General features: G+C 57.3%; 31 protein-coding genes. 29 read left to right on the top strand and 2 right to left on the bottom strand.

Annotated elements, in window-relative coordinates:
* The first annotated feature begins 4 nt into the window (after positions 1 to 4).
* The 28 genes from AC2FH9_RS12340 (at position 5) to AC2FH9_RS12205 (ending at position 23,200) form a co-directional block, all read left to right on the top strand.
* Positions 5 to 859, top strand: a complete 855-nt coding sequence (locus AC2FH9_RS12340) for a hydroxymethylglutaryl-CoA lyase (protein WP_142634903.1) — start codon at positions 5 to 7, stop codon at positions 857 to 859.
* A 3-nt stretch (positions 860 to 862) separates the two neighbouring features.
* The gene (locus AC2FH9_RS12335; RefSeq protein WP_496793182.1) at positions 863 to 1,645 is read left to right on the top strand and encodes a crotonase/enoyl-CoA hydratase family protein; all 783 of its coding nucleotides are present in this window, start codon (positions 863 to 865) and stop codon (positions 1,643 to 1,645) included.
* Between the two features lie 182 nt (positions 1,646 to 1,827).
* Positions 1,828 to 2,193, top strand: a complete 366-nt coding sequence (locus AC2FH9_RS12330; protein WP_142634899.1) for an NADH-quinone oxidoreductase subunit A — start codon at positions 1,828 to 1,830, stop codon at positions 2,191 to 2,193.
* Positions 2,184 to 2,717: a NuoB/complex I 20 kDa subunit family protein gene (locus tag AC2FH9_RS12325; protein ID WP_037307875.1), complete on the top strand. Its 534-nt coding sequence runs from the start codon at positions 2,184 to 2,186 to the stop codon at positions 2,715 to 2,717. The genes AC2FH9_RS12330 and AC2FH9_RS12325 overlap by 10 nt, the downstream gene beginning before the upstream one ends.
* Positions 2,718 to 2,727: 10 nt before the next feature.
* Positions 2,728 to 3,333, top strand: coding sequence for an NADH-quinone oxidoreductase subunit C (locus AC2FH9_RS12320; RefSeq protein ID WP_496871720.1), 606 nt, complete (start codon positions 2,728 to 2,730; stop codon positions 3,331 to 3,333).
* Positions 3,333 to 3,506, top strand: a complete 174-nt coding sequence (locus tag AC2FH9_RS12315; RefSeq protein ID WP_170433422.1) for a hypothetical protein — start codon at positions 3,333 to 3,335, stop codon at positions 3,504 to 3,506. The genes AC2FH9_RS12320 and AC2FH9_RS12315 overlap by 1 nt, the downstream gene beginning before the upstream one ends.
* 1 nt (position 3,507) lies before the next feature.
* Entirely contained in the window at positions 3,508 to 3,639 is a 132-nt protein-coding gene (locus AC2FH9_RS12310; protein ID WP_271950199.1) for a hypothetical protein, read from the top strand.
* Entirely contained in the window at positions 3,639 to 4,862 is a 1,224-nt protein-coding gene (locus AC2FH9_RS12305) for an NADH-quinone oxidoreductase subunit D (RefSeq protein WP_281994873.1), read from the top strand. Before AC2FH9_RS12310 ends, AC2FH9_RS12305 begins: the two co-directional genes overlap by 1 nt.
* Complete coding sequence (gene nuoE, locus AC2FH9_RS12300) at positions 4,862 to 5,962, top strand: NADH-quinone oxidoreductase subunit NuoE (protein WP_496871718.1); 1,101 nt, start codon at positions 4,862 to 4,864, stop codon at positions 5,960 to 5,962. The genes AC2FH9_RS12305 and nuoE overlap by 1 nt, the downstream gene beginning before the upstream one ends.
* A 32-nt stretch (positions 5,963 to 5,994) precedes the next feature.
* A complete protein-coding gene (locus tag AC2FH9_RS12295) occupies positions 5,995 to 6,216 on the top strand; it encodes a DUF5337 domain-containing protein (protein ID WP_496813824.1) in 222 nt (73 codons plus the stop codon).
* 12 nt (positions 6,217 to 6,228) lie between these two features.
* Positions 6,229 to 7,527, top strand: coding sequence for an NADH-quinone oxidoreductase subunit NuoF (gene nuoF / locus AC2FH9_RS12290; RefSeq protein WP_496785806.1), 1,299 nt, complete (start codon positions 6,229 to 6,231; stop codon positions 7,525 to 7,527).
* A 5-nt stretch (positions 7,528 to 7,532) separates the two neighbouring features.
* The gene (locus tag AC2FH9_RS12285; RefSeq protein ID WP_271950191.1) at positions 7,533 to 7,949 is read left to right on the top strand and encodes an MAPEG family protein; all 417 of its coding nucleotides are present in this window, start codon (positions 7,533 to 7,535) and stop codon (positions 7,947 to 7,949) included.
* Positions 7,949 to 8,332, top strand: a complete 384-nt coding sequence (locus tag AC2FH9_RS12280) for a hypothetical protein (RefSeq protein ID WP_496690849.1) — start codon at positions 7,949 to 7,951, stop codon at positions 8,330 to 8,332. Before AC2FH9_RS12285 ends, AC2FH9_RS12280 begins: the two co-directional genes overlap by 1 nt.
* 98 nt (positions 8,333 to 8,430) lie before the next feature.
* A complete protein-coding gene (locus tag AC2FH9_RS12275) occupies positions 8,431 to 8,835 on the top strand; it encodes a DUF5333 domain-containing protein (RefSeq protein WP_496690848.1) in 405 nt (134 codons plus the stop codon).
* A 20-nt stretch (positions 8,836 to 8,855) separates the two neighbouring features.
* Positions 8,856 to 9,281, top strand: a complete 426-nt coding sequence (locus AC2FH9_RS12270; protein ID WP_496871716.1) for a DUF5333 family protein — start codon at positions 8,856 to 8,858, stop codon at positions 9,279 to 9,281.
* 8 nt (positions 9,282 to 9,289) lie between these two features.
* Positions 9,290 to 11,311 carry an NADH-quinone oxidoreductase subunit NuoG gene (gene nuoG / locus AC2FH9_RS12265; RefSeq protein ID WP_496871715.1) on the top strand — a complete coding sequence of 674 codons (2,022 nt, stop codon included), beginning with the start codon at positions 9,290 to 9,292 and terminating at the stop codon, positions 11,309 to 11,311.
* A 204-nt stretch (positions 11,312 to 11,515) separates the two neighbouring features.
* A complete protein-coding gene (gene nuoH / locus AC2FH9_RS12260; RefSeq protein ID WP_142634879.1) occupies positions 11,516 to 12,553 on the top strand; it encodes an NADH-quinone oxidoreductase subunit NuoH in 1,038 nt (345 codons plus the stop codon).
* A gap of 1 nt (position 12,554) precedes the next feature.
* The gene (nuoI, locus tag AC2FH9_RS12255; protein ID WP_037307839.1) at positions 12,555 to 13,049 is read left to right on the top strand and encodes an NADH-quinone oxidoreductase subunit NuoI; all 495 of its coding nucleotides are present in this window, start codon (positions 12,555 to 12,557) and stop codon (positions 13,047 to 13,049) included.
* Positions 13,046 to 13,456: a carboxymuconolactone decarboxylase family protein gene (locus AC2FH9_RS12250; RefSeq protein ID WP_496871714.1), complete on the top strand. Its 411-nt coding sequence runs from the start codon at positions 13,046 to 13,048 to the stop codon at positions 13,454 to 13,456. The genes nuoI and AC2FH9_RS12250 overlap by 4 nt, the downstream gene beginning before the upstream one ends.
* Positions 13,453 to 14,055: an NADH-quinone oxidoreductase subunit J gene (locus tag AC2FH9_RS12245; RefSeq protein ID WP_496871713.1), complete on the top strand. Its 603-nt coding sequence runs from the start codon at positions 13,453 to 13,455 to the stop codon at positions 14,053 to 14,055. The genes AC2FH9_RS12250 and AC2FH9_RS12245 overlap by 4 nt, the downstream gene beginning before the upstream one ends.
* Before the next feature lie 5 nt (positions 14,056 to 14,060).
* Complete coding sequence (locus AC2FH9_RS12240) at positions 14,061 to 14,498, top strand: hypothetical protein (protein ID WP_496677478.1); 438 nt, start codon at positions 14,061 to 14,063, stop codon at positions 14,496 to 14,498.
* Positions 14,495 to 14,800 (top strand): NADH-quinone oxidoreductase subunit NuoK, encoded by a 306-nt coding sequence (gene nuoK / locus AC2FH9_RS12235; RefSeq protein ID WP_050602759.1) that lies wholly within the window; start codon positions 14,495 to 14,497, stop codon positions 14,798 to 14,800. The genes AC2FH9_RS12240 and nuoK overlap by 4 nt, the downstream gene beginning before the upstream one ends.
* 6 nt (positions 14,801 to 14,806) lie before the next feature.
* The gene (gene nuoL / locus AC2FH9_RS12230) at positions 14,807 to 16,957 is read left to right on the top strand and encodes an NADH-quinone oxidoreductase subunit L (protein WP_282021421.1); all 2,151 of its coding nucleotides are present in this window, start codon (positions 14,807 to 14,809) and stop codon (positions 16,955 to 16,957) included.
* Positions 16,957 to 18,501: an NADH-quinone oxidoreductase subunit M gene (locus AC2FH9_RS12225; RefSeq protein WP_271950170.1), complete on the top strand. Its 1,545-nt coding sequence runs from the start codon at positions 16,957 to 16,959 to the stop codon at positions 18,499 to 18,501. Before nuoL ends, AC2FH9_RS12225 begins: the two co-directional genes overlap by 1 nt.
* Positions 18,502 to 18,516: 15 nt before the next feature.
* Positions 18,517 to 19,959: an NADH-quinone oxidoreductase subunit NuoN gene (gene nuoN, locus AC2FH9_RS12220; protein WP_496689762.1), complete on the top strand. Its 1,443-nt coding sequence runs from the start codon at positions 18,517 to 18,519 to the stop codon at positions 19,957 to 19,959.
* Between the two features lie 36 nt (positions 19,960 to 19,995).
* Entirely contained in the window at positions 19,996 to 20,745 is a 750-nt protein-coding gene (locus AC2FH9_RS12215) for a biotin--[acetyl-CoA-carboxylase] ligase (protein WP_281972819.1), read from the top strand.
* 11 nt (positions 20,746 to 20,756) lie between these two features.
* A complete protein-coding gene (locus tag AC2FH9_RS12210) occupies positions 20,757 to 21,536 on the top strand; it encodes a type III pantothenate kinase (RefSeq protein ID WP_496871710.1) in 780 nt (259 codons plus the stop codon).
* A complete protein-coding gene (locus tag AC2FH9_RS12205) occupies positions 21,533 to 23,200 on the top strand; it encodes a ribonuclease J (RefSeq protein WP_496871707.1) in 1,668 nt (555 codons plus the stop codon). Before AC2FH9_RS12210 ends, AC2FH9_RS12205 begins: the two co-directional genes overlap by 4 nt.
* Positions 23,201 to 23,206: 6 nt before the next feature.
* Here AC2FH9_RS12205 and AC2FH9_RS12200 read toward each other — a convergent pair whose 3' ends face one another.
* Positions 23,207 to 23,911 carry an NUDIX hydrolase gene (locus AC2FH9_RS12200; protein ID WP_496750159.1) on the bottom strand — a complete coding sequence of 235 codons (705 nt, stop codon included), beginning with the start codon at positions 23,909 to 23,911 and terminating at the stop codon, positions 23,207 to 23,209.
* A gap of 25 nt (positions 23,912 to 23,936) precedes the next feature.
* On the bottom strand, positions 23,937 to 24,335 hold the full coding sequence (locus AC2FH9_RS12195) for a DUF983 domain-containing protein (RefSeq protein ID WP_142634860.1): 399 nt from the start codon (positions 24,333 to 24,335) through the stop codon (positions 23,937 to 23,939).
* A 223-nt stretch (positions 24,336 to 24,558) separates the two neighbouring features.
* Here AC2FH9_RS12195 and AC2FH9_RS12190 point away from each other — a divergent pair, with 223 nt between their 5' ends.
* Positions 24,559 to 25,026, top strand: a complete 468-nt coding sequence (locus tag AC2FH9_RS12190) for an EF-hand domain-containing protein (protein WP_496750158.1) — start codon at positions 24,559 to 24,561, stop codon at positions 25,024 to 25,026.
* The last annotated feature ends 3 nt before the right edge of the window (positions 25,027 to 25,029 follow it).

The following is a 25,029-nucleotide window of genomic DNA, read 5'->3' as shown; positions in this document are numbered from 1 at the left end:
AGCTATGGGTGAACGGGTCGACATTTTTGAAGTAGGGCCACGTGATGGGCTGCAGAACGAACAGCGGGAAATTCCTGTTGCCGAGAAGGTCGCTCTGATCGATTGCCTGAGCAAGGCGGGCTTCAATCGGATCGAAGTTGCCAGTTTTGTGTCTCCGAAATGGGTGCCCCAGATGGCTGGCAGTGCCGATGTTCTGGCCGGGATCCAGCGGGTTGGTAAGGTGCGCTATGCGGCGCTGACGCCGAATATGCGCGGGTACGAGGACGCCTTGTCTGCCAAAGCGGATGAGATTGCCGTATTCGCATCTGCCTCGGAAGGGTTCTCGAAGGCCAATCTCAACGCGACCATCGCCGAATCCATTGAGAGGTTCAAACCGATCCTAGAGGCTGCGCGCCATATTGACCTGCCGGTGCGCGGTTACGTGTCCTGCGTGACCGACTGCCCCTATGATGGTCCGACCCCACCCGAGAAGGTGGCCGAGATTGCGGACACATTATTTGCGCTGGGCTGCTATGAGGTATCGCTGGGGGATACGATCGGGCAGGGAACACCGGACACTATCGCCCATATGCTTCTGGCGGTGCGTGAGACGGTGCCTGTTACCCGCTTGGCGGGACATTTCCACGACACCAATGGTCGGGCCATCGACAATATCGACGCTGCATTGGCGCTGGGCGTGCGGACATTTGACTCAGCAGTCGGGGGGCTGGGCGGTTGCCCCTATGCACCCGGCGCCGCAGGGAACGTGGCCACCGAAGCCGTGGTCGCGCATCTAGAGCGTCTTGGATACGAAACGGGGCTTGATCTGGGGATCGTGGAACAAGCGGCACAAATGGCACTGGCCATGAGGGCGGAGTAGGCGATGTTTGAAACGATCTCGGTCACGGTTGATCCACGTGGCGTTGCAACCCTGACGCTGAACCGCCCCGAAAAGCATAATGCGATGTCCGCGCAGATGATCCGGGAACTGACACAAGCGGCGGTGCAGTTGGGCGGCGATGGCACTGTGCGCGTCGTCGTTCTGACCGGAGCAGGCAAAAGCTTTTGTGCCGGTGGGGATCTGGGCTGGATGCAAGACCAGATGGCGGCGGATCCTGAGACACGCTTTGTCGAGGCGCGAAAGCTGGCCGAGATGTTGCAGGCGTTGAACGTGATGCCCAAACCGCTGATCGGAGCGTTACAGGGCAACGCCTTTGGTGGCGGCGTGGGCCTTGCCGCCGTCTGCGACGTGGCAATAGGTGTCGAGACCCTGAAAATGGGCTTGACCGAGACGCGACTGGGCCTGATCCCGGCCACCATCGGCCCCTATGTTGTCGCTCGGATGGGGGCGGCACGTGCGCGGCGGGTCTTTATGTCGGCCCGATTGTTTTACGCGGCCGAGGCCGTCAATTTGGGCCTATTGGCCAAAACGGCCTCAGCAGAAGATCTGGCGGACGCTGTCGAGGCCGAGGTTGAACCTTATTTGTCATGTGCGCCTGGTGCGGTGGCCTCGGCCAAGGCCTTGGTCCATAGTCTGGGGCCGCGTGTTGACGATCCCGTTATCGACCAAACGATCCGGGCGCTGGTTGCGCGCTGGGAAACCGACGAGGCGCATGAGGGAATCAGCGCATTCTTCGACAAGCGAAAACCTGTATGGAATAGTTAGGTTTACGTTCTGTCGGTCTGTGCGTTTCACGGATCGAAGTTCGGCTGGAATGAAACGGAATATTAGGGTGCCATGCGGTTGTGTTTGGTTGACCCTCTGACCCCGCGCGGATAGAGAATGTCCAGTCAACACGCTAATTGACGGCGCTCCCCTACGGGGCACGCGCAGGAAAGGAGCTATTCGTGGAAGACCTGCTGCGGGAGTACCTCCCGATCCTGGTGTTTCTGGTCGTCGCTGCGGGCCTTGGAATCGTCTTGATTCTTGCCGCTGTGGTGCTGGCCGTCCGCAATCCCGACCCTGAAAAGGTCAGCGCTTATGAATGCGGCTTCAACGCCTTCGACGATGCGCGGATGAAATTCGACGTCCGGTTTTACCTGGTTTCGATTCTCTTCATCATCTTCGATCTGGAAATCGCGTTCCTGTTTCCCTGGGCCGTCGGTTTCAAGGACATCAGCGATGTGGGCTTCTGGTCCATGATAGTATTCCTGGGCGTTCTGACCATCGGCTTTGCCTATGAATGGAAGAAAGGGGCCCTGGAATGGGAGTGATGACGGGTGCAAACACCGCCGGCGTCGACAAAGAAGTCGCCACCCAGGCCCTGAATGCCGAGCTGCAGGACAAAGGCTTTCTGCTGACCTCGACGGAGGACATCATCAACTGGGCCCGAACCGGGTCGTTGCACTGGATGACCTTCGGGCTGGCCTGTTGCGCAGTTGAGATGATGCACACCTCGATGCCGCGTTATGATGCAGAACGGTTCGGTATCGCGCCACGCGCGTCCCCACGTCAGTCAGACGTTATGATTGTGGCCGGAACGCTGACCAACAAGATGGCACCGGCGTTGCGCAAGGTCTATGACCAGATGCCCGAGCCGCGCTATGTGATCTCGATGGGGTCCTGCGCCAATGGCGGCGGTTATTATCATTATTCCTATTCTGTTGTGCGCGGCTGTGACCGCATTGTGCCGGTCGATATCTACGTGCCCGGTTGCCCTCCGACGGCTGAGGCGCTGTTGTATGGTCTGATGCAGCTGCAGCGCAAAATCCGCCGCACCGGCACCATTGTACGCTGAGGAGGGGGTAATGAGCGAAGCACTCAAAGAACTCGGCGCGCAGCTGGAACTCAAACGGACCGATTGCGTTCTGTCCTGGGATGTCACCCATGATGAGTTGAACGTGGACGTGGCCCCGTCGAGTCTTGTGGAATTTATCGAATTCCTGAAGGGCGATGCCAGTTGCAAGTATTCGACCCTGGTGGACATCACAGCCGTTGACTATCCCGAACGGGCCAAGCGGTTCGATGTGGTCTATCACTTCCTGTCGATGTATCAGAACCAGCGTATCCGCCTGCGCGTGTCGATCCGTGAGGATGACATGGTGCCGTCGATTGTCGACGTTCACCCCTCGGCCAACTGGTTCGAGCGCGAGGTGTTCGATATGTTCGGCATCCTTTTCTCGGGCCATCCTGATCTGCGGCGAATCCTGACCGACTATGGCTTTCGTGGCTATCCGCTGCGCAAGGATTTCCCGACCACCGGTTATACCGAAGTCCGTTATGACGAGGCGCAAAAGCGTGTGGTCTATGAGCCGGTCAATCTGGTGCAGGAATACCGTCAGTTTGATTTCATGTCTCCGTGGGAGGGTGCGAATTACATCCTGCCCGGCGATGAGAAACAGGAGAACGAATAATGGGTGGCATTTGGTGGCTGATCCTATCTGCACTGACTATCATCCCGATGGTGAAGATTTTGCCGTTCTTCGGGATTAACAAATACTGGTGCCTGCTCTGTCTGATTCCCTTTGGCACGATCGCGTTGCTGTGGTGGGTCGGGCTGAAACTGCAAGAGCTGGAGCGCCGCTGAGATGATGATGCTGGGGGAACTGATCGTGCTGGGTGCGCTGGGGGTCCTTCTGGCGGGGGCTGCAGCCAAGGCTGCCGAGGCCGAAAAGGTCCGGGTTCGGGCTGATGCAAAAAAGAATAAGCGGGGGCGTTGATGGACGGCTCAAGATACGATGACGGCAGCACGGACGCGCTGAGCGGAGAACAGAAGATCCGCAATTTCAACATTAACTTTGGTCCGCAACACCCTGCAGCGCACGGGGTTTTGCGGCTTGTACTTGAGCTGGATGGCGAGATTGTTGAGCGTTGCGACCCGCATATCGGTTTGCTGCACCGTGGCACCGAAAAGCTTATGGAAAGCCGGACGTATCTGCAGAACCTGCCGTATTTCGACCGTCTGGACTATGTGGCGCCGATGAACCAGGAACATGCCTGGTGTCTGGCCATCGAAAAGCTGACCGGGGTCGAGGTGCCGCGCCGCGGCTCATTGATCCGGGTACTGTATTCCGAGATCGGGCGCATTCTGAACCACTTGCTGAACGTGACCACCCAGGCGATGGATGTGGGCGCGTTGACCCCGCCGCTTTGGGGTTTCGAAGAGCGCGAAAAGCTGATGGTGTTCTATGAACGCGCCTGCGGTGCCCGCCTGCACGCGGCCTATTTTCGCCCCGGCGGCGTACATCAGGACCTGCCGCCGGAACTGCTGGACGATATCGAGACGTGGAGCCATGAATTCCCCACCATTCTCGACGATATTGACGGTCTGCTGACCGAGAACCGCATCTTCAAACAGCGCAACGCCGATATTGGTGTGGTGACTGAGGATGACATCCAGAAATACGGTTTTTCGGGTGTAATGGTCCGTGGATCGGGTCTGGCCTGGGACCTGCGTCGCGCGCAGCCCTATGAATGCTATGATGAATTCGAGTTCCAGATCCCCGTCGGCAAGAACGGCGACTGCTATGACCGCTATCTCTGCCGCATGGAAGAGATGCGTCAATCACTGCACATCATCCGTCAGGCCATCGCCAAAATCCGGGAATGCCCCGGAGACGTTCTGGCCCGTGGCAAGATCACCCCGCCCAAACGCTCGGACATGAAGACCTCGATGGAAAGCCTGATCCATCACTTCAAGCTGTACACCGAAGGCTTCCACGTGCCTGCGGGCGAGGTCTATGCCGCCGTCGAGGCCCCGAAGGGCGAATTCGGCGTCTATCTGGTCGCCGATGGCACCAACAAGCCTTACAGAGCCAAACTGCGCGCGCCGGGCTTCCTGCACCTGCAAGCCATGGACCACATTGCCGGAGGCCACCAACTGGCCGACGTCGCCGCCATCATCGGCACCATGGATGTCGTATTTGGAGAGATTGACCGCTAATGCTCCGCCGTCTTCATCCCGAACAACCCGAAAGCTTCGCCTTTACCGCTGCCAACCAGCAATGGGCCAAAGCGCAGATCACCAAATACCCCGAGGGGCGTCAGGCCAGCGCAGTCATCCCACTGCTGTGGCGCGCGCAAGAACAAGAGGGCTGGCTGAGCCGTCCGGCGATTGAATCCGTCGCCGATATGCTGGGCATGGCCTATATCCGCGTGCTCGAAGTCGCCTCGTTCTATTTCATGTTCCAGCTGCAGCCAGTTGGATCGGTGGCGCATATTCAGGTGTGCGGGACTACCTCTTGCATGATCTGCGGGGCCGAGGATTTGATTGCGGTCTGCAAGGACAAGATCGCCGCCAAGCCGCATGCTTTGTCCGCCGATGGCAAGCTGAGCTGGGAAGAGGTCGAATGCCTTGGCTCTTGCACCAACGCGCCAATGGCGCAGATCGGCAAGGACTATTACGAAGACCTGACCGCCGAGGGTTTTGGCAAGATCATCGACGATCTGGCCGCTGGCAAGGTACCGACACCGGGCCCGCAGAACGGGCGCTATGCGGCAGAGCCCTTGAAGGGACTGACCAGCCTGTCAGAGTATGACAGCGGCCGAACCCAGTATAATGCCAGCGTTCAGTTGGCGACTGATCTGGGGGATACCGTCAAACGCATCGACGGGACCGAGGTTCCGATCCTTACGCCATGGCTGGGCAAGGATGGCAAGGCAGCGGCGACAAAGGCTGCTCCGAAACCTCCCAAGGCCCCCGCACCTGCCAAACCTGCGGTGAAACAAGCGGCTGAAGCGAAGGCGGTCAAAGAAGACCAGCCCGACACGCTTTCGGGTGCGCGGGACGGCAAGTCGGACGATCTGAAGCTGCTTAAAGGTGTCGGGCCTAAGCTTGAGAAGACGCTGAACGAGCTGGGCTTCTATCATTATGATCAGATCGCCAAATGGACGCCCGAGCAGGTTGCCTGGGTTGATGCGCGGTTGAAGTTCAAAGGCCGGATAGAGAGAGACGGCTGGATTGATCAGGCCACCAAGCTGGCGGCGGGTGAAGAAACCGAGTTCGCCAAGCGGGCCAAGAACGACGGTACATACGAAGACTAGGATGCGTGCCCGCTCTGGGCATTTAGGACAAGATGGACAAGGACAAGGAACAGGCCATGGCCCGCAAGGGTCGACATATCGGGGTGGTCATCGCCGTGACCATGCTGCTTTGGCTTGCCATGACGATGTTCATTGGCCCCGCGATGGAACTGCCGGGACGCTATGCGCTGCTGTTTGATTTTGCCGCACTGGCCGGGTTCATCTATGCGGGCGTCAACATTTTTCAACTCTGGCGCATGCGTCAGGACAGCTGAAGGTAACACATGATGCTGAAGGATCAGGACAGGATCTTTACCAACATCTACGGGATGCATGAGCGTACATTACGCGGTGCACAGGCCCGGGGGCATTGGGACGGCACCGCTAGCCTGATCGGCAACGGGCGCGACTGGATCATCCAGACGATGAAGGATTCAGGGCTGCGCGGCCGGGGCGGCGCGGGTTTCCCAACCGGTCTGAAGTGGTCCTTCATGCCCAAGGAAAGTGACGGTCGCCCGTCCTATCTGGTGGTAAATGCGGATGAATCCGAGCCTGGCACCTGCAAAGACCGTGAAATCATGCGCCACGATCCGCATACGCTGATCGAAGGCTGCCTGATAGCCTCTTTCGCGATGAATGCGCATACTTGCTATATCTACCTGCGCGGTGAATACATCCGCGAGCGTGAGGCGCTGCAGGCCGCGATTGACGAGGCCTATGACGCCGGTTTGTTGGGCAAGAACGCCGCTGGGTCAGGCTGGGACTTCGATCTGTTCCTGCATCACGGGGCGGGCGCCTATATCTGTGGTGAAGAAACTGCCCTGATCGAAAGCCTTGAGGGCAAAAAGGGCATGCCGCGGATGAAGCCGCCGTTCCCGGCGGGCGCAGGTCTGTATGGGTGCCCAACCACGGTGAACAATGTGGAATCCATTGCGGTAGTGCCGACGATCTTGCGTCGCGGAGCCGACTGGTTCGCAGGCTTTGGCCGTCAGAACAATGCAGGCACCAAGCTGTTTGCGATCTCGGGCCATGTGAACAACCCCTGTGTGGTCGAAGAGGCAATGTCGATTCCGTTTGAACAGCTGATCGAAACCCATTGCGGCGGCATTCGCGGCGGCTGGGACAATTTGCTGGCGGTTATTCCGGGTGGTTCGTCGGTGCCCTGTGTGCGCGGTGAGAACATGCGCGACGCGATCATGGACTTTGACCACCTGCGCAACGATCTGGGCTCGGGCCTGGGTACGGCTGCCGTGATCGTGATGGATAAATCCACCGATATAATCAAAGCGATCTGGCGATTGTCGAAGTTTTACAAACATGAAAGCTGCGGTCAGTGCACACCGTGTCGTGAAGGCACCGGATGGATGATGCGCGTCATGGATCGCCTTGTGCGCGGTGAGGCCGAGTTGGAAGAGATCGACATGCTGTTTGACGTAACCAAACAGGTGGAAGGCCACACGATCTGTGCCCTCGGTGATGCGGCAGCCTGGCCAATCCAGGGCCTGATCCGCAATTTCCGGGAAGAAATCGAAGACCGCATCAAGGCCCAGAAATCGGGCCGCACGGGTGCGATGGCAGCGGAGTGATTCAAATGGAAGTATTCTTGGACTATGGCCATGCACTTGCATCGGTGATGATCTTCACCCTCGTCGTCCTGTTCCTAGCCCCATTTTCGGCAATGGCCAAACAGGGCAAAGGGCTGGCGCCAGGCGCCACGCCCGAGCAAGATTATTCAGACAGGGCCTATCGGTTGAACCGTGCTTATCTGAACGGCACTGAAACGCTTCCTGCTTTTGCGGCGGTTACGATCGCGGCAATTTTGGTGGGGGTCAGCCCGTTTTGGGTAAACTTGCTCGCCTCGGTGGCACTGGTTTCGCGTCTGGCAATGCTGTTTGTTCATCTGCGTGGACTGGGTAAGCCGAACTCTGGCTTGCGCTCGGTTCTTTACGTGGTTGCCTGGCTTTGCATGTTCGTGATGGGGATCATGGCATTGGTGGCGGCGTTTTAATGATTGAACGAACTGTTGATCTTGTGACCAGAACCAAGAATGTTTCCTTCATCGGCGCAGTTTTACTGTTGGCGGCGGTTTCGGCCTGCGGGCTGATTAAGCCTTCGGAAGATCGTATTCTATTCGATGGCAAGTCGTTCAGAGCCAAAGCAAAGCACATCAACAAAAAAGCGTCTCCTTCGGATTTCACCGTTGTGATCAAAGGAGTATCTGCCTCTTTGGATGGTGCGCGCGAGGCTGGCCGTTATGAGGGCACCAAGTTTTGCATCGCGAATTTCGGATCCTCCAGGATCGACTGGAAGGTCGGGCCGGATACCGAACCACAAAACCTTCAGATCAACGATGACAGACTAACCTTTGCCGGGAGCTGCCGCCGTCCATGAAGCGGGTTTTTGCATATCACGCCGTGACAGGCCCATTGCTATTGCATAGCAATGCTGGCCTCCGTCGTCTTGGTCTTTCCAAGACGAAAGGATTTGTCATGTCTGGTATCAAAATGCTTGCCGTTGCAACGGCGCTGACACTGCCTGCGGTCGCTTTGGCTAAACCTCCCTTGCGCGAAGTCAAAGAGATCGACAACGAACTCTATTACATCGCTATCGCGAACGAAATTTCGGAATACTGCCCCTCCATCAGCGGGCGGCGTATGAAGGCGATTGGTGTGATGTGGGGCTTGCGGTCGAAAGCGAACCAGTTGGGCTATTCCGACAGTGAAATCCGCTCTTATGTCGATTCGGATGCAGAAAAAGACCGGATGCGCGCCAAGGGCGAGGCCTATCTGGCCCAAAATGGCGTGTCGTATGGCCGGCCGAATTCTTTCTGTACGCTTGGGCGTGCGGAAATTGAAAGAAACAGCGCCATCGGCGTGTATTTGAGGGCGAATTGAGTATGGGTTTCAGAGCTTTGATGATGGGCTTTGCTGGTGTTTTGCTTTTGGTCTTAGCTGGATGCGAGTCAACATCCAGCCAAGCTTTGGACGCTGACACATCTCGCGCTCAGTTTCGTACACAGGTTCCGCAGGGCCTCTATGATGTGGCCTTTGCCAACGCTATGGCAGAGCAGATTGCAGGCGGTTGTCCGAATTTGTCGCTCAATCGTTCGCAGATCAGGCAAAGCATGAAAACGGTAGCTGACGACCTAGAAGCCAAAGGGTATCGGGAAAGCGATTTTGCCTATCTCGAAAGAAATTTGCCGCGGAAGCGGATACAGGACGACGCTATTCGCTATATCCAAGGAAACGGCATCGTGATTGGCGTTCCAGATACGATGTGCTCGGCAGGGCGAAGCGAAATCGCCAAAAAATCTGCTATCGGCACATTCCTGAAAGGGTAGTTTAAATCATGTCTGACCTCCGCAAAGTTAACATCGACGGACAGGAAATCGAAGTCGATGGTGCGATGACCCTGATTCAGGCCTGCGAACAGGCCGGGGTCGAAGTGCCGCGCTTTTGCTATCACGAGCGTCTGTCGATTGCCGGGAACTGCCGGATGTGTCTGGTCGAAGTTGTTGGGGGGCCGCCCAAACCTGCGGCCTCTTGTGCCATGCAGGTGCGCGATCTTCGTCCGGGGCCGGAAGGACAGGCACCGGTGGTCAAAACCAACTCGCCCATGGTCAAGAAGGCTCGCGAAGGAGTGATGGAGTTCTTGCTGATCAACCATCCACTGGATTGCCCGATCTGCGATCAGGGTGGCGAGTGCGATCTGCAGGATCAGGCGATGGCTTATGGCATGTCGGGCACGCGGTTTAAGGAAGCCAAGCGCGCGGTCGATGATCTGGATCTGGGTCCGCTGGTTGGCACCGCGATGACCCGCTGCATCAGCTGCACCCGCTGCGTGCGCTTTACAACCGAAGTGGCCGGGATCACTCAGATGGGTCAAACCGGGCGGGGCGAAGACGCCGAGATCACGTCATATCTGAACCAGACGCTGGATTCGAATCTGCAAGGTAATATCATCGACTTGTGCCCTGTCGGGGCGCTGACCTCGAAACCCTATGCTTTCACCGCGCGCCCTTGGGAACTGACCAAGACCGAAAGCATCGACGTGATGGATGCCTTGGGTTCGAACATTCGAGTGGATACCAAAGGGCGCGAAGTCATGCGCTTTCTGCCGCGCAATCATGATGGCGTGAACGAAGAATGGATCAGTGATAAGACGCGTTTTGTGTGGGACGGCCTGCGTCGTCAGCGGCTGGACAAGCCATACCTGCGTGAAAACGGTAAGCTGCGCCCGGCGACGTGGCCCGAGGCGTTGACCAAAGCGGCCGAGGCGTTGAAAGGGGCTGAAAAGCCCGTCGGTATCGTGGGCGACTTGGCCCCGGTCGAGGCTACGTTTGCTCTGAAGCAGATGATTGAAGGGCAGGGCGGGGTTGTCGAATGCCGTACCGATGGCGCCAAGTTGCCAACGGGCAACCGCGCGGCCTATGCCGGGACCGCTGCGATCGAAGATATCGACAGCGCCGAGCGCATTCTGCTGATCGGAACCAACCCGCGCGATGAGGCGCCGGTGCTGAACGCGCGCATTCGCAAAGCCTGGGCGCATGGGGCCGAGATTGCTGTGGTCGGCCCGGCTGTCGATCTGACCTATGACTACCACCATGTCGGCGATGATCGTGCGGCATTGCAGCAGGTGGTGGATATGGGCGGAGATGATGAGGTCAAGGGCAAAGGCTCGTTGGTCATCATTGGTCAGGGTGCATTGCAGGAAGCGGATGGCGCTGCGGTTTTGGCCGCTGCGCAAACCATTGCGGCGAATACCGAAAGCGGTTTGATTGTCCTGCACACAGCCGCCTCACGTGTTGGTTCTATGGATGTCGATGCCACCAACGAAGGTGGCATGGATGCAATCAGCGCGGCGGATGTGATCTATAATCTCGGTGCCGATGAAGTTGAAATCGGCGACGGCGCCTTTGTCATCTATCAGGGCAGCCATGGCGATCGAGGTGCGCACCGCGCCGACGTGATCCTGCCGGGCGCAGCCTATACCGAGGAAAACGGCCTGTTTGTGAACACCGAAGGCCGCCCGCAACTGGCGATGCGTGCCGGGTTTGCACCAGGTGAGGCGAAGGAAAACTGGGCGATCCTGCGCGCTTTGTCTGCCGAACTGGGTGCGACACTGCCTTATGACTCGCTGGCGCAACTGCGCACCGCGTTGATCGAGGCGGTGCCGCATCTGGCCCGTATCGACGAGGTGATCGAAAACGAGGTTCAGGCGCTGAAGCTCGGCCCGCTGGGCAAGGCGAGCTTCCGTCACACCGTCAAGGACTTCTACCTGAGCAACCCGATTGCACGGGCCTCGCAGTTGATGGCTGAGCTATCGGCGCAGACGCAGGCACGCAAAGGCGAAAAGATCGCGGCGGAATGAACCGAAACTCTGTCATATCGCATTTCGACCCTGTGCTGGTCGGACAGGGGCTCGCCCCTGTTTTGCCTATGAAACGGAATAAAAAGGGTGGCGTAGAGGCTGCAGATGCTGTTTACACCAACGCGCCGACCCAGACGCACTTTGCGCAGGCACATGGCCTTAGCATTTCGTGCGGAAAACGGAATACCCACGGTGTGAGGACCAATGGCTGAATTCTTTAACACCCCAGGCGGAATAGCCCTCATCATTCTGGCACAAGTGCTTGCCGTTGTGGCCTTTGTGATGATCTCGCTGTTGTTCCTTGTCTATGGAGACCGGAAGATCTGGGCGGCGGTTCAGATGCGCCGTGGCCCCAACGTGGTGGGCGTCTATGGCCTGCTGCAATCGGTGGCCGACGCACTGAAATATGTGGTTAAAGAGGTGGTTATCCCAGCGGGTGCAGATCGCACCGTCTTTATCCTCGCGCCGTTGACCTCATTTGTTCTGGCGATGATCGCCTGGGCTGTGATTCCGTTCAACGACGGCTGGGTGCTGTCGGATATAAATGTCGCCATCCTGTATGTCTTCGCCGTGTCCTCGTTGGAGGTTTATGGCGTGATCATGGGGGGGTGGGCGTCGAACTCAAAGTACCCTTTCCTTGGCTCATTGCGCTCTGCCGCTCAGATGATTTCCTACGAGGTCTCGATTGGTCTGATCATCATCGGTGTGATCCTGTCGACCGGGTCGATGAACTTCGGTGACATCGTGCATGCGCAAGACGGGCGCTTTGGGTTCTTCAGCTGGTACTGGTTGCCGCATTTCCCAATGGTCTTCCTGTTTTTCATCTCGGCGCTGGCCGAAACCAACCGCCCACCGTTTGACCTGCCAGAGGCGGAATCCGAACTGGTCGCGGGCTATCAGGTCGAATACTCGGCCACGCCTTTCCTGTTGTTCATGGCTGGCGAATATATCGCCATTTTCCTGATGTGCGCGCTGACCACGCTGCTGTTTTTCGGCGGCTGGCTGTCCCCGATCCCGGGCCTGCCCGACGGCGTGTTGTGGATGGTCGCGAAGATGGCGTTCTTCTTCTTCCTCTTCGCAATGGTCAAGGCGATCACGCCGCGCTACCGCTATGACCAGCTGATGCGGCTGGGTTGGAAAGTCTTCCTGCCGTTTTCGCTGGCCTGGGTGGTATTCGTGGCCTTTGCGGCAAAATTCGACTGGTTCTGGGGTGCATTCGCTCGCTGGAGCGTAGGAGGCTGACATGACCCAAATCGACTACACCCGCGCCGCCAAGTACTTCCTGCTACAGGACTTCTGGGTCGGCATGAAGCTGGGACTGAAGTACTTCTTCGCACCGAAGGCCACCCTGAACTACCCGCATGAAAAGGGTCCTCTGTCTCCGCGTTTTCGCGGTGAACACGCCCTGCGTCGTTATCCCAACGGTGAAGAACGCTGTATTGCCTGCAAACTCTGCGAGGCGATCTGCCCTGCACAGGCCATTACAATCGACGCCGAACCGCGCGAAGATGGCAGCCGCCGTACCACGCGCTATGACATCGACATGACCAAGTGCATCTATTGCGGTTTCTGCCAAGAGGCCTGCCCGGTCGATGCCATCGTCGAAGGTCCGAATTTCGAATTCGCCACGGAAACCCGCGAAGAGTTGTTCTACGACAAGGAAAAACTGCTCGACAACGGCGAGCGCTGGGAAGCCGAGATCGCCCGCAATCTGGAAATGGACGCGCCGTACCGATGACTGACGCCTCGACAAATCCGTTTGAGCTGATGATGAAGCAGGCGCAGGACATGGCCAAGGCGATGAACCCTGCGATGGAGAGCTTCTCGCCCAAAGGGTTCGAAACTCTATGGCCGACCATGCCAAAAGAAGTCATGGAGATGATGTTCGGCAACACCGTCAACAAAGACGGGTTGGATGCCAAAACGCGCCTGTTGCTGACACTGGCCGGGCTGACCTGTCAGGGCGCGCAGGCGGATGCGGCGGTGCGTCAGACCGTGCGCCACGCTGTGGAAGCCGGTGCCAAGAAACAAGAGATCGTGGAAACGATCGGTCAGATGTCGGTCTTTGCCGGCATCCCGGCCATGACCCGCGCGCTGGAATTGGCGCAAGAGGTCATGGGCGATAACGAGGATGAGGATCAATGACCGTCTTTGCCTTCTATCTGTTCGCCATCAGCGCCATCACCGGCGGACTGTTCACGGTGATCAGCCGCCAGCCGGTGCATTCCGTGCTGTGGTTGATCCTGTCCTTCCTGTCCGCGGCAGGACTGTTTGTGCTGCTGGGGGCTGAGTTCGTGGCGATGCTGCTGATCATCGTCTACGTTGGCGCGGTCGCGGTTTTGTTCCTGTTCGTCGTGATGATGCTGGACGTGGATTTTGCTGAGCTCAAGGCCGAGATGGCGCGCTATATGCCGTTGGCCCTGCTAATCGGTCTGGTTATCCTGATGCAGTTCGTCATGGCCTTCGGGGCTTGGGACAGCGCGCAGGGTGCTTCCGCCAATCTGGCACAGCCGGTTCCAACCGACCGCCACAACACCGAGGCACTGGGTGTCATCCTTTACGACCAATACTTCCTTCTGTTCCAACTGGCGGGCCTGATCCTGCTGGTGGCCATGATCGGTGCCATCGTTCTGACGCTGCGCCACCGTCAGGACATCAAGCGTCAGGACATCATCGGCCAGATGATGCGCGACCCGGCCAAGGCGATGGAGTTGAAGGACGTGAAACCGGGGCAGGGGTTGTGAAGTTCATGATGGCCGCTGCAATACTCATATGTTCGGTTACGACGTCTCACGCGGAGACAAGCCTAGTACCGCCGGAAGGTTGTACTGGATTTGATGGTACCTTTGAATTTGATATTCCCGGCATTCATGACTGGTGGGTTGCGAGAGAAATTGGTTGCGAAAACCCCGGTTACTCTTGGTCCGTCATGTCATGCGCCACGGGTGAAACACTCGACGTTATTGTCAAAGGTTTTAATGCAGACAATCTGAAATTTGATCTGAGTTTGGAATTGAAGGTGCTCAGAGAAGAATATGCCAACCTCGATACTCCACCAATGCTGACCGAGGTTATTTCCGACCTCTCGGTGATCGGTGCCGACCCAATTGTGCGCGATGAGCATCTTGATCCTGGGAAATTCTGCAACACGAAAACTGTCTCAGATGAAGGCGAAGCGAAGCTATGATCGGACTTGAACACTATCTTACGGTCGCGGCGACGCTGTTCGTCATCGGCATCTTCGGTCTCTTCCTGAACCGCAAGAACGTCATCATCCTGCTGATGAGCATCGAACTGATGCTGCTGGCGGTGAATATCAACCTTGTGGCGTTCTCCAGCTTCCTGGGCGATCTGGTCGGGCAAGTGTTTACGCTGTTCGTGTTGACCGTGGCGGCGGCCGAGGCGGCGATCGGGCTGGCCATTCTGGTCTGTTTCTTCCGCAACCGCGGCTCGATCGCGGTTGAAGATGTCAATATGATGAAGGGGTAAGGGCACATGGAAACCACCATCCTCTTTGCCCCGCTGGTGGGCGCGATCCTGTGCGGGTTCGGCTGGAAGTTCATTGGCGAGAAAGCCGCCATGTGGACCGCCACGGGCCTGCTGTTTCTGGCCTGTCTGCTGTCGTGGATCGTCTTCCTGACGTTCGACGGCCACACCCAGCAGATCGAGATCATGCGCTGGATCGAAAGCGGATCATTGTCGACAAGCTGGGCCATTCGTCTGGACCGGCTGACCGCGATTATGTTGATCGTGGTGACGACCGTCTCGGCGCTGGTGCACCTGTATTCCTTTGGCTACATGGATCACGATCCACAATGGCGCGAAGGCGAAAGCTATAAGCCACGCTTCTTTGCATATCTGTCCTTCTTTACCTTTGCCATGCTGATGCTGGTGACGGCGGATAATCTGGTTCAGATGTTCTTTGGCTGGGAAGGTGTGGGCGTCGCGTCCTATCTGCTGATCGGTTTCTATTACCGCAAGCCAAGCGCCAATGCGGCGGCGATGAAGGCGTTTATCGTCAACCGGGTTGGGGACTTTGGCTTTGCGCTTGGCATCTTTGCGCTATTCCTGCTGACCGACAGCATCAATTTCTCGGACATCTTCGCCTCTGCCCCGGCATTGGCCGAAGAGAAGCTGCACTTCCTGTGGGGTGAATGGACCGCGATCGAGGTGATCTGCGTTCTGCTGTTCATCGGTGCGATGGGCAAATCGGCACAGTTGTTCCTGCACACCTGGTTGCCGGACGCGATGGAAGGTCCGACACCTGTATCAGCCCTGATCCACGCCGCGACCATGGTGACCGCTGGTGTCTTCCTGATCTGCCGCATGTCGCCGCTGATGGAGTTCGCGCCGGGGGCTACTGGGTTCATCACCTTCCTCGGCGCTTCGACGGCTTTCTTTGCAGCGACCGTGGGATTGGTTCAGACCGATATCAAACGTGTTATCGCCTATTCGACCTGTTCGCAGCTTGGTTACATGTTCGTGGCCGCAGGCGTTGGCATGTATTCGGCGGCGATGTTCCACCTGCTGACTCACGCGTTCTTCAAGGCGCTGCTGTTCCTTGGGGCCGGTTCTGTGATCCACGCGATGCATCACGAGCAAGAGATGACGGAATATGGCGGGTTGCGGAAGAAAATCCCCTATACGTTTTGGGCGATGATGATCGGCACGCTGGCGATTACCGGGGTTGGCATTCCGCTGACCACATTCGGTTTTGCCGGGTTCTTGTCCAAGGATGCCATCATCGAAAGCGCCTTTGCCGGAGGCACCGGCTATGCGTTCTGGATGCTGGTGATTGCGGCGGTATTTACGTCATTCTACAGCTGGCGTCTGATTTTCCTGACCTTCTATGGCGAGCCGCGCGGGGACAAACACACGCACGACCATGCGCATGAAAGCCCGTTGGTCATGCTGGTTCCGCTGGGCGTTCTGTCGCTGGGTGCGGTTTTCGCCGGGATGATCTGGTATGGCAACTTTTTTGGCCACACCGACAAGGTCGGCCAGTTCTATGGCATTCCGGTTGCAGAGGCTTCGGTGGATGGCCACGCGGCAGAGGGCGCGCATGGGGACGATACCCATGCCGAAGATGATCACGGCGACGATACGCATGCGGATGCTGGTCACGCGGAGGACAGCCATGGTGAGAAGGACGCGCAGGGCGGCGATCACCATTATGCCTTTGTTGGCACGCCCGGAGAAGGCGCGCTCTACATCGCACCGGACAATCATGTGCTGGACGATGCGCATGCTGTTCCGAAATGGGTCAAGGTCTCACCCTTCGTTGCGATGCTGCTTGGTTTCATCGTGGCCTATTGGTTCTATATCGTGAATACGACGTTGCCCGCGCGCTTGGCAGCAAACCAGCGTCCGCTTTATCTGTTCCTGCTGAACAAATGGTACTTTGATGAGATCTATGACGCGATCTTCGTCAAACCTGCCTTGGCACTTGGGCGGTTCCTGTGGAAACGCGGCGACGGCAACACGATTGACGGTTTCCTGAACGGGGTAGCGATGGGCATCGTGCCATTCTTCACCCGCCTCGCAGGCAAGGCGCAGACTGGTTACATATTTACCTATGCCTTCTGGATGGTCCTGGGAATTGCTGCCCTGGTCACCTGGATGTCGATCGGCGGAGGCGCACACTAATGGACAATATCCTCTCGATCGTCACCTTCATCCCCGCAGCGGCGGCCGCCATTCTGGCGCTGTTTCTGCAGGGCGACGACGCAGCCGCGCAACGCAATGCCAAATGGGTGGCCATGGTTGCGACGACGGTGACCTTCCTGGTCTCGATTGGCATCTATACTGGCTTTGATCCTGAAAACACCGGCTTCCAGATGGTGGAAGAGGGCCAGTGGCTGATGGGTCTGAAATACAAGATGGGTGTGGATGGCATCAGCGTCCTGTTCGTGTTGCTGACCACTTTCATTATGCCGCTGACAATTCTGGCCAGCTGGAATGTGACAGACCGCGTCAAGGAATACATGATTGCTTTCCTGCTGCTGGAAACGCTGATGCTTGGCGTGTTCATGGCGCTGGACCTGGTGCTGTTCTACCTGTTCTTCGAAGCGGGTCTGATCCCGATGTTCCTGATCATCGGCATCTGGGGTGGTAAAGAGCGCATCTATGCCAGCTTCAAGTTCTTCCTCTACACGTTCCTTGGCTCTGTGCTGATGCTCGTGGCTATGGTTGCGATGTATGCGGATGCAGGCACGACGGATATCGAAGCGCTGATGGCGCATCATTTCTCGTCCGACAGCTTTACCGTTCTGGGCATCCATATCGTAGGCGGTATGCAGACGCTGATGTTCCTGGCGTTCTTTGCCTCATTTGCGGTGAAGATGCCGATGTGGCCGGTCCACACCTGGCTGCCGGATGCACACGTGCAGGCGCCGACCGCAGGGTCGGTCGTGCTGGCGGCGATCCTGTTGAAGATGGGTGGCTATGGCTTCCTGCGGTTCAGCCTGCCGATGTTCCCGGTGGGGTCGGCGGTGATGACCGATCTGGTGCTGTGGATGTCGGCCATCGCTGTGGTTTACACATCGCTGGTTGCTCTGGTGCAGGAGGATATGAAAAAGCTGATCGCTTATTCCTCGGTCGCACATATGGGCTTTGTCACCATGGGCATCTTTGCGGCAAACCAGCAGGGTGTCGACGGAGCCATCTTCCAGATGCTCAGCCACGGGTTCATCTCGGCGGCACTCTTCCTGTGTGTCGGCGTGATCTATGACCGGATGCACACCCGCGATATCGAGGCCTATGGCGGTCTGGTAATCCGGATGCCTGCCTACGCGCTGGTCTTCATGCTGTTCACCATGGCCAATGTTGGCCTGCCGGGCACCAGTGGGTTCATCGGAGAGTTCCTGACCCTGATGGGCGCATTCCAGGTCAATACCTGGGTGACTGCTGTGGCCGCGACTGGTGTTATCTTCTCGGCGGGATATGCTTTGTGGCTGTATCGTCGGGTCGTATTTGGGGATCTTATCAAAGAAAGCCTCAAGGCGATGACTGATATGAGCTCGCGCGAGCGGTTGATATTTGCCCCCCTGATCGTCATGACGATCCTGCTGGGTGTGTATCCATCGCTGGTAACAGATGTGATTGGCAACTCGACTGCCGCGCTGATTTCGAACTATGATACGGCTCTGGCCGCGGCTGAAACCGCGACCCAGACAGCCGCCTCGCATTAAGGAGGCTTTGGAGACATGATCCAGGCTGATCTGACAATTATCCTGCCAGAGATCGTTCTGGCACTATATGCGATGGCGGCATTGCTTGCGGCTGTTTACACCACCAAGGACGGGCTTGCGCCGACATTGGTCTGGGTGACAGCAGGGCTGATGGCGCTGCTGGCGTTCTGGATCGCCACCAATGGCGACGGGACGAACATCGCGTTTAACGGCATGTTCGTTGATGACGGATTCGCGCGCTTTGCCAAAGTGGCGATCCTGCTATCTGCCGCTGCCGTTTTGATGATGAGCCAGGACTATATGACCCGCCGCGGGTTGTTGCGTTTCGAATACCCTTTGCTGGTGGCGCTTGCCGCTGTCGGCATGATGATGATGGTCAGCGCGGGTGACCTGATGTCTCTGTATATGGGGCTCGAGCTGCAGTCGCTGGCACTCTACGTTGTGGCTGCGCTGCGTCGTGACAGCGCCAAATCCACCGAGGCTGGCCTGAAATATTTCGTTCTGGGCGCGCTTAGCTCGGGCTTACTGCTGTATGGGGCTTCGCTTGTCTACGGCTTTACGGGTACCACGCTGTTCTCGGGCATCATTCAGACCGTTCACCACGGCGATGTGACCCTCGGGTTGCTGTTCGGGTTGATCTTCCTGATCTCGGGGCTCGCGTTCAAGGTTTCGGCTGTTCCGTTCCACATGTGGACGCCGGATGTCTATGAAGGATCGCCCACACCAGTCACTGCCTTCTTCGCCACGGCGCCCAAAGTGGCCGCCATGGCCCTGTTTGCCCGCGTGTTGCACGACGCATTTGGAGGTGTCGTAAAGGACTGGCAGCAGGTGATTGTACTCTTGTCTGTTCTGTCTATGCTGTTGGGGGCCGTGGCTGCCATCGGACAACGCGACATTAAACGGCTGATGGCGTTTTCGTCGATTGCCCATATGGGGTATGCGCTGATCGGACTGGCGGCTGGGACCGAGCTGGGTATCAAGGCGATGCTGATGTATCTGGCGATTTACGTGACCATGAATGTCGGAACTTTCGCCTTTATCCTGATGATGGAACGGGACGGTAAACCTGTTACCGACATTGACGCTTTGCGCCAGTATTCCAAACGCGATCCGGGTAAGGCTCTGGCCGTGCTGATCCTGATGTTCAGCCTTGCCGGTGTTCCACCGATGCTTGGGTTCTTTGCGAAATTCGGCGTCTGGCAAGCGGGTATTGAGGCTGGCCTGACCGGGCTGGTTATCATGTCTGCCATCGCCTCGGTGATCGGTGCATTCTATTACCTACGGATCGTATACTATATGTATTTCGGTGCCGAGAATGACGACCCGATCGACGCAAATTCGTCTCCGGTTCTGTGGGTTGCTCTGATGGGGTCAGCTGCATTGATGTTGGTTGGCGTATTCTATCAGTTTGGGATTGAGGGCGCAGCGGCAGCTGCAGCGGCGACGCTTGTTAACTGATTTCGACCATTGCCCGCGGCCTAATGTTCTTGTGACATGAGCGATTGGCCGGATGGATATGGCCTGCATGTATTGCAAGAGGTCGATAGCACTCTGAACGAAGCCGCCCGGATCGCGCCGATGGCTCAGGGTCCGGTCTGGATCCTGGCGCACCGCCAGACACAGGCGCGCGGTCGGCGCGGACGGGTCTGGACCAACCCCGAGGGAAATCTTGCCGCAACGCTGCTGATGCGGCCCGCAGGACGCCCGGAACAGGCCGCTCTGCGCAGTTTTGTCGCCGCCTTGGCCCTGTTTGATGCATGTGTGGCGGTCACCGGACGCATATCGGGTTTGTCGCTAAAATGGCCCAATGATGTGTTGCTGAACGGTGGCAAGCTTGCGGGGATACTGCTGGAAAGTACCGGGCAGGGGCGGGACGTCTCGCATTTGGCAATCGGCATCGGCGTCAATCTCGCGCAGGCACCGGCTGCAGATAAAGTCGAACCAGGTGCGCTAAGGCCGGTTTCGCTGTTGTCCGAGACAGGGGCAGATGTCACCACCGAAGACTTTTTGACCGAGCTTGCATCGGCCTATGCGCGTTTCGAGGCCCAGTTTGTAACCTACGGGTTCGAACCCATCCGCGCTGCCTGGTTGTCCCGCGCAGCTAAGCTGGGTGAGGTCATCACCGCGCGTACTGTCACCACTGAGACCGTCGGGACCTTCGAAACGGTGGACGCACGGGGTAACCTTGTCCTAAACACCGCGAAGGGCCGCGTCAGCATACCTGCGGCAGACGTATTTTTCTGAAAGGGGCACCAATGCTTCTAGCCATCGACTGCGGCAACACCAATACCGTTTTCTCGATCTGGGACGGTGAGGAATTTGTCTGCACGCTGCGCACGTCTACACACCATGCCCGAACGGCGGATGCCTATTTCACTTGGTACTCTACGCTGGTCAAACATTATGAGATCGAAGCTGATATCACCGATGTGATTATCGCCTCGACCGTGCCGCGTGTGGTTTTCAATCTGCGCGTCTTTGCGGACCGGTTTTTTGGCTGTCGCCCATTGGTCGTGGGCAAGCCAGAGTGTCTGCTGCCTGTCAGCCCGCGCATAGACGAGGGTACGGTCCCTGGCCCGGATCGCCTGGCCAATGCTGCCGGGGCGTTTGAACGGCATGGCGGGGATGTGGTTGTTGTCGATTTTGGAACGGCCACCAACTTTGACGTGGTGTCTTCGGATGGAGCATATGTCGGCGGCATCATCGCCCCAGGTGTAAACCTGAGCCTTGAAGCGTTGCACCAGGGGGCCGCCGCGTTGCCGCATATCGACATTACACGTCCCGAAAAAGTGATTGGAACAAATACGGTTGGCTGCATTCAATCTGGCGTGTATTGGGGCTATTCCGGTCTGATCGAAGGGCTGATTGCCCGGATCAAGGCGGAATATGGCATGCCAATGAAAGTCGTGGGAACCGGGGGGCTTGCGCCTCTGTTCGATCAGGCAGATGTTGGGTTTGACGCTATAGAAGACGATTTGACGATGCACGGACTGACCGTGATCCATCGCTATAACAAGGAAAATGGCTCAACATGAGCAGTGAACGACTGATCTATCTGCCCCTGGGCGGGGCGGGCGAAATTGGGATGAATGCCTATGTCTATGGCTATGGCAAGCCGGGAAAGGAGAAGCTGATCCTTGTCGATCTTGGTGTAACCTTCCCAGATATGGACACAACACCCGGTGTCGACCTGATCCATGCCGATATCAACTGGCTAAAAGAACGTGCCGACCGGCTTGAGGCGGTATTCGTCACCCATGCGCACGAAGATCACGTCGGCGCTGTGGCGCATTGCTATGACGACTTGGGCGCCCCGATCTATGCACGCGCCTTCACCGCAAATCTCGCGCGTCGCAAGATGGAAGAGAAAGCCCATCCGACAGACGCGGTTCAGACCCTGTCAGCCTGGCCTGAACAGGTGACGGTTGGCCCGTTTACAGTCGGGTTTTTGCCGGTATCTCACTCGATCCCCGAAAGTGCAGCGCTTGTCATAGACTCGCCTGCGGGGCGGATCGTGCATACAGGGGATTTCAAGCTGGATGCCAACCCTGTGGTAGGTGAACCGTTTGATCAGGACCTTTGGGCAGAGATTTCAAAGGACGGTGTGAAAGCATTGGTCTGCGACAGCACAAATGTGTTTTCAACGCATGCGGGCCGCTCGGAATCCGAGGTCGGGCCTGAGATCACCAAATTGGTCGAAAATGTCAAATCAATGGTGGTTGCGACGACTTTTGCCTCGAATGTCGCACGGGTGAAGACGCTGGCCGAGGCTGGGCAGCGCGCGGGACGCTCGGTCGTTCTGTTAGGTCGTGCGATGCGGCGGATGATCGAGGCCGCAACGGAAACCGGTATTCTCACGGATTTTCCCAAGGTTATCAGCGCCGAAGAGGCCGTAGATATCCCGCGCCAGAACCTGATGCTGATCGTAACCGGCAGCCAGGGCGAACGCCGTGCGGCCAGTGCCCAGCTTGCACGCGGTAAATACCGCGGGATCGAGTTGAAGGAAGGCGATCTGTTCCTGTTCTCGTCGAAGACGATACCGGGCAATGAGAAGGGCGTGATCTTCATCATGAACCAGCTCAGCGAAAAAGGCGTTGATGTGGTGGATGACAGCTCGGGTCTGTATCACGTCTCTGGCCATGCCAACCGGCCTGATCTGGAAAAAGTGCACGCCATAGTCAACCCGCAGATGGTTATTCCCATGCATGGTGAACACCGACATCTGCGCGAACATGCTAAACTGGCCGAAGCGGGTAGTCGTACCGGGGTTGTGGCAGTCAATGGCACGATGCTGGATCTCAGCGGCAATGCCCCCAAGGTCGTCGACTACGTCGAGACAGGCCGAACTTATCTGGATGGATCCGTAAAGGTCGGAGCCTTGGATGGAGTTGTCCGCGACCGCATTCGCATGGCCTTGAACGGGCATGTAACCGTGACGGTTATTTTAGACGAAGAAGACGAACCGTTGGGTGAACCGTGGTGCGATACGATGGGCTTGGCCGAGACCGGAACATCGCGCGCAGCACTGGTCGAAGTTCTGGAAGAGGACCTGAACCAGTTCCTCATGCGGGCGGATACCAAAACCCGGCGCGACGATGACAAGCTGGAAGAGGCATTGCGCCGGATCGTGCGTCAGACAGCAAAGACCGAGATCGGCAAAAAGCCCGAGGTGACCACGGTGATCAGCCGAATGAAGTAGGTTCGGCTAGAAGTCCTGTTCGGACATTGGATAGCCTTTGATCTGTAAGAACAGGCTTTGTTCTTCTTGATTGAGGAAGAACGGAACGCTTTGGGGTGGTTCGGGTCGTGTGACCCGGGCTGCAACTTCGGCCAGAACAACTTCGGTTATGAAGGGAAGATCAAGCTCGCGCGCCTTGTTCAACGGAACCCATTGCAGGTGAGACAACTCATCCGAAGCGCGGCCAAAGTCATCCAGATCGCCTTGCAGGGCGTCTGCATCTACCAAAAAGAATCGTGCATCAAACCGGCGCGTACGGCCGGGCGGGGTGACGGCGCGAAAAACAAACTGCAATGCCTGTGCAGAGGGCAGAAATCCTGCCTCTGCATAGCTTCGCCAGTCAATCGGCACCTCACCTGTCCAAGCGCCGGGAACTCCAAGCACCAGGCCGGTTTCCTCCCAGAGCTCGCGGATTGCGGCGGCCGCCAAAGCATTCTGCAGCCCGGGCGGAGACTGTTCAGTAAGCCGATCGCGGCAGAGCTGGGACATGTCAGCCGATAGCGGGACCAGGGCGTCCTCTGCGTCTACCGCGCCACCTGGAAACACGAATTTGTTCGGCATAAAAACGGCTTTTGCGCCCCTTTGACCCATCAAAATGGAAGGGTTCGTCATCCGGTCCCGCAACACGATAACTGTTGCAGCGTCCCGTATAGCCGTTTTGTCTGTACTCATCTCAGGGCCGACCCAATCATTCCAGTCATCGGTCCGTTTCGAACCCATGCATCCGTCGTGCCCACTGATAGGCGACAACGGCCCCTTTCATTCGCGGTAGCAGGAACAGTGTCAAGGCTGTACATCCGAATGCAAAAATCAGGAACATGTTCAGCGGGTCAGGGCGCCACTGGACATAAGAGATGTGCAAAGCGGGCGCCAGCAGGTGACCGACCAACAGGATCGTCAGATAGGCTGGACCGTCATCCGCACGGTGATGAAACAGTTCCTGACCACAGCTGCTGCAGCTGTCATTCACCTTCAGGTAGCTGTGCAACAGCTTGCCTTCACCGCATTTTGGGCAGCGGCAACGGAAGCCTTTGATTAGCGCAGGCCGGGTTGGACGGTCGTTCTCGGATATTGTGTCGATCGTTTGATCTGTCATTTTGAAACTCGCGCATTCAGATTGCCCTGATATTGCGCTTGTTTTGCCCCACAGAAAAGGGGGGTGCGTCGCTTTGTGCCGCGATGAGATGTCCGGAAATTATGTGGTCGTTGGCAGTGAGCAACAGAAAAAAAATAAAATTGGGCGACGGAAACCGAAAACTGCACCGTTTTAACCTATGTGAGCAGCGACAAACCGGTCGCGAGAAACAAAGGAAAACGATATGAAAAGCGCGAAACTTATCCCGGCCATTCTGGTATCGGCCATTGCATTGACAGGCACAACCGCCTTGGCTGTCGGTCCGAAAGGCCGAGAGGACGTGACCTTTCAAGAGCTGGACCTGAACAATGATGGTCAGGTCACGCAGGAAGAAATGCAAACCTATAGGCAACAGCGTTTCACCAATGCCGACACCAATGGCGACGGCATGTTGAGCGTCGACGAGATGCAAGCGGCTGGCCAGAAGAAGGCGAATGAGCGTGTGAATCAAATGTTCGAAAAGCACGACGCCAATCAGGATGGCCTCTTATCCGATGATGAGTTGCCCAAGCCGCGCCGTGCTGGCAAGATGTTTGACCGCATCGACGCGGACAAAAATGGCACGATCTCGGAACAGGAATTTGCCGATGCGAAAAACCGGATGGGCCGGCATCACAAAAAACGTGACAAGGCTGGCACAGACGACAGCTAATGA

The organism is Ruegeria sp. CDSC081 (genome assembly GCF_059610485.1).
This window is presented reverse-complemented; position numbering and strand designations above follow the sequence as displayed.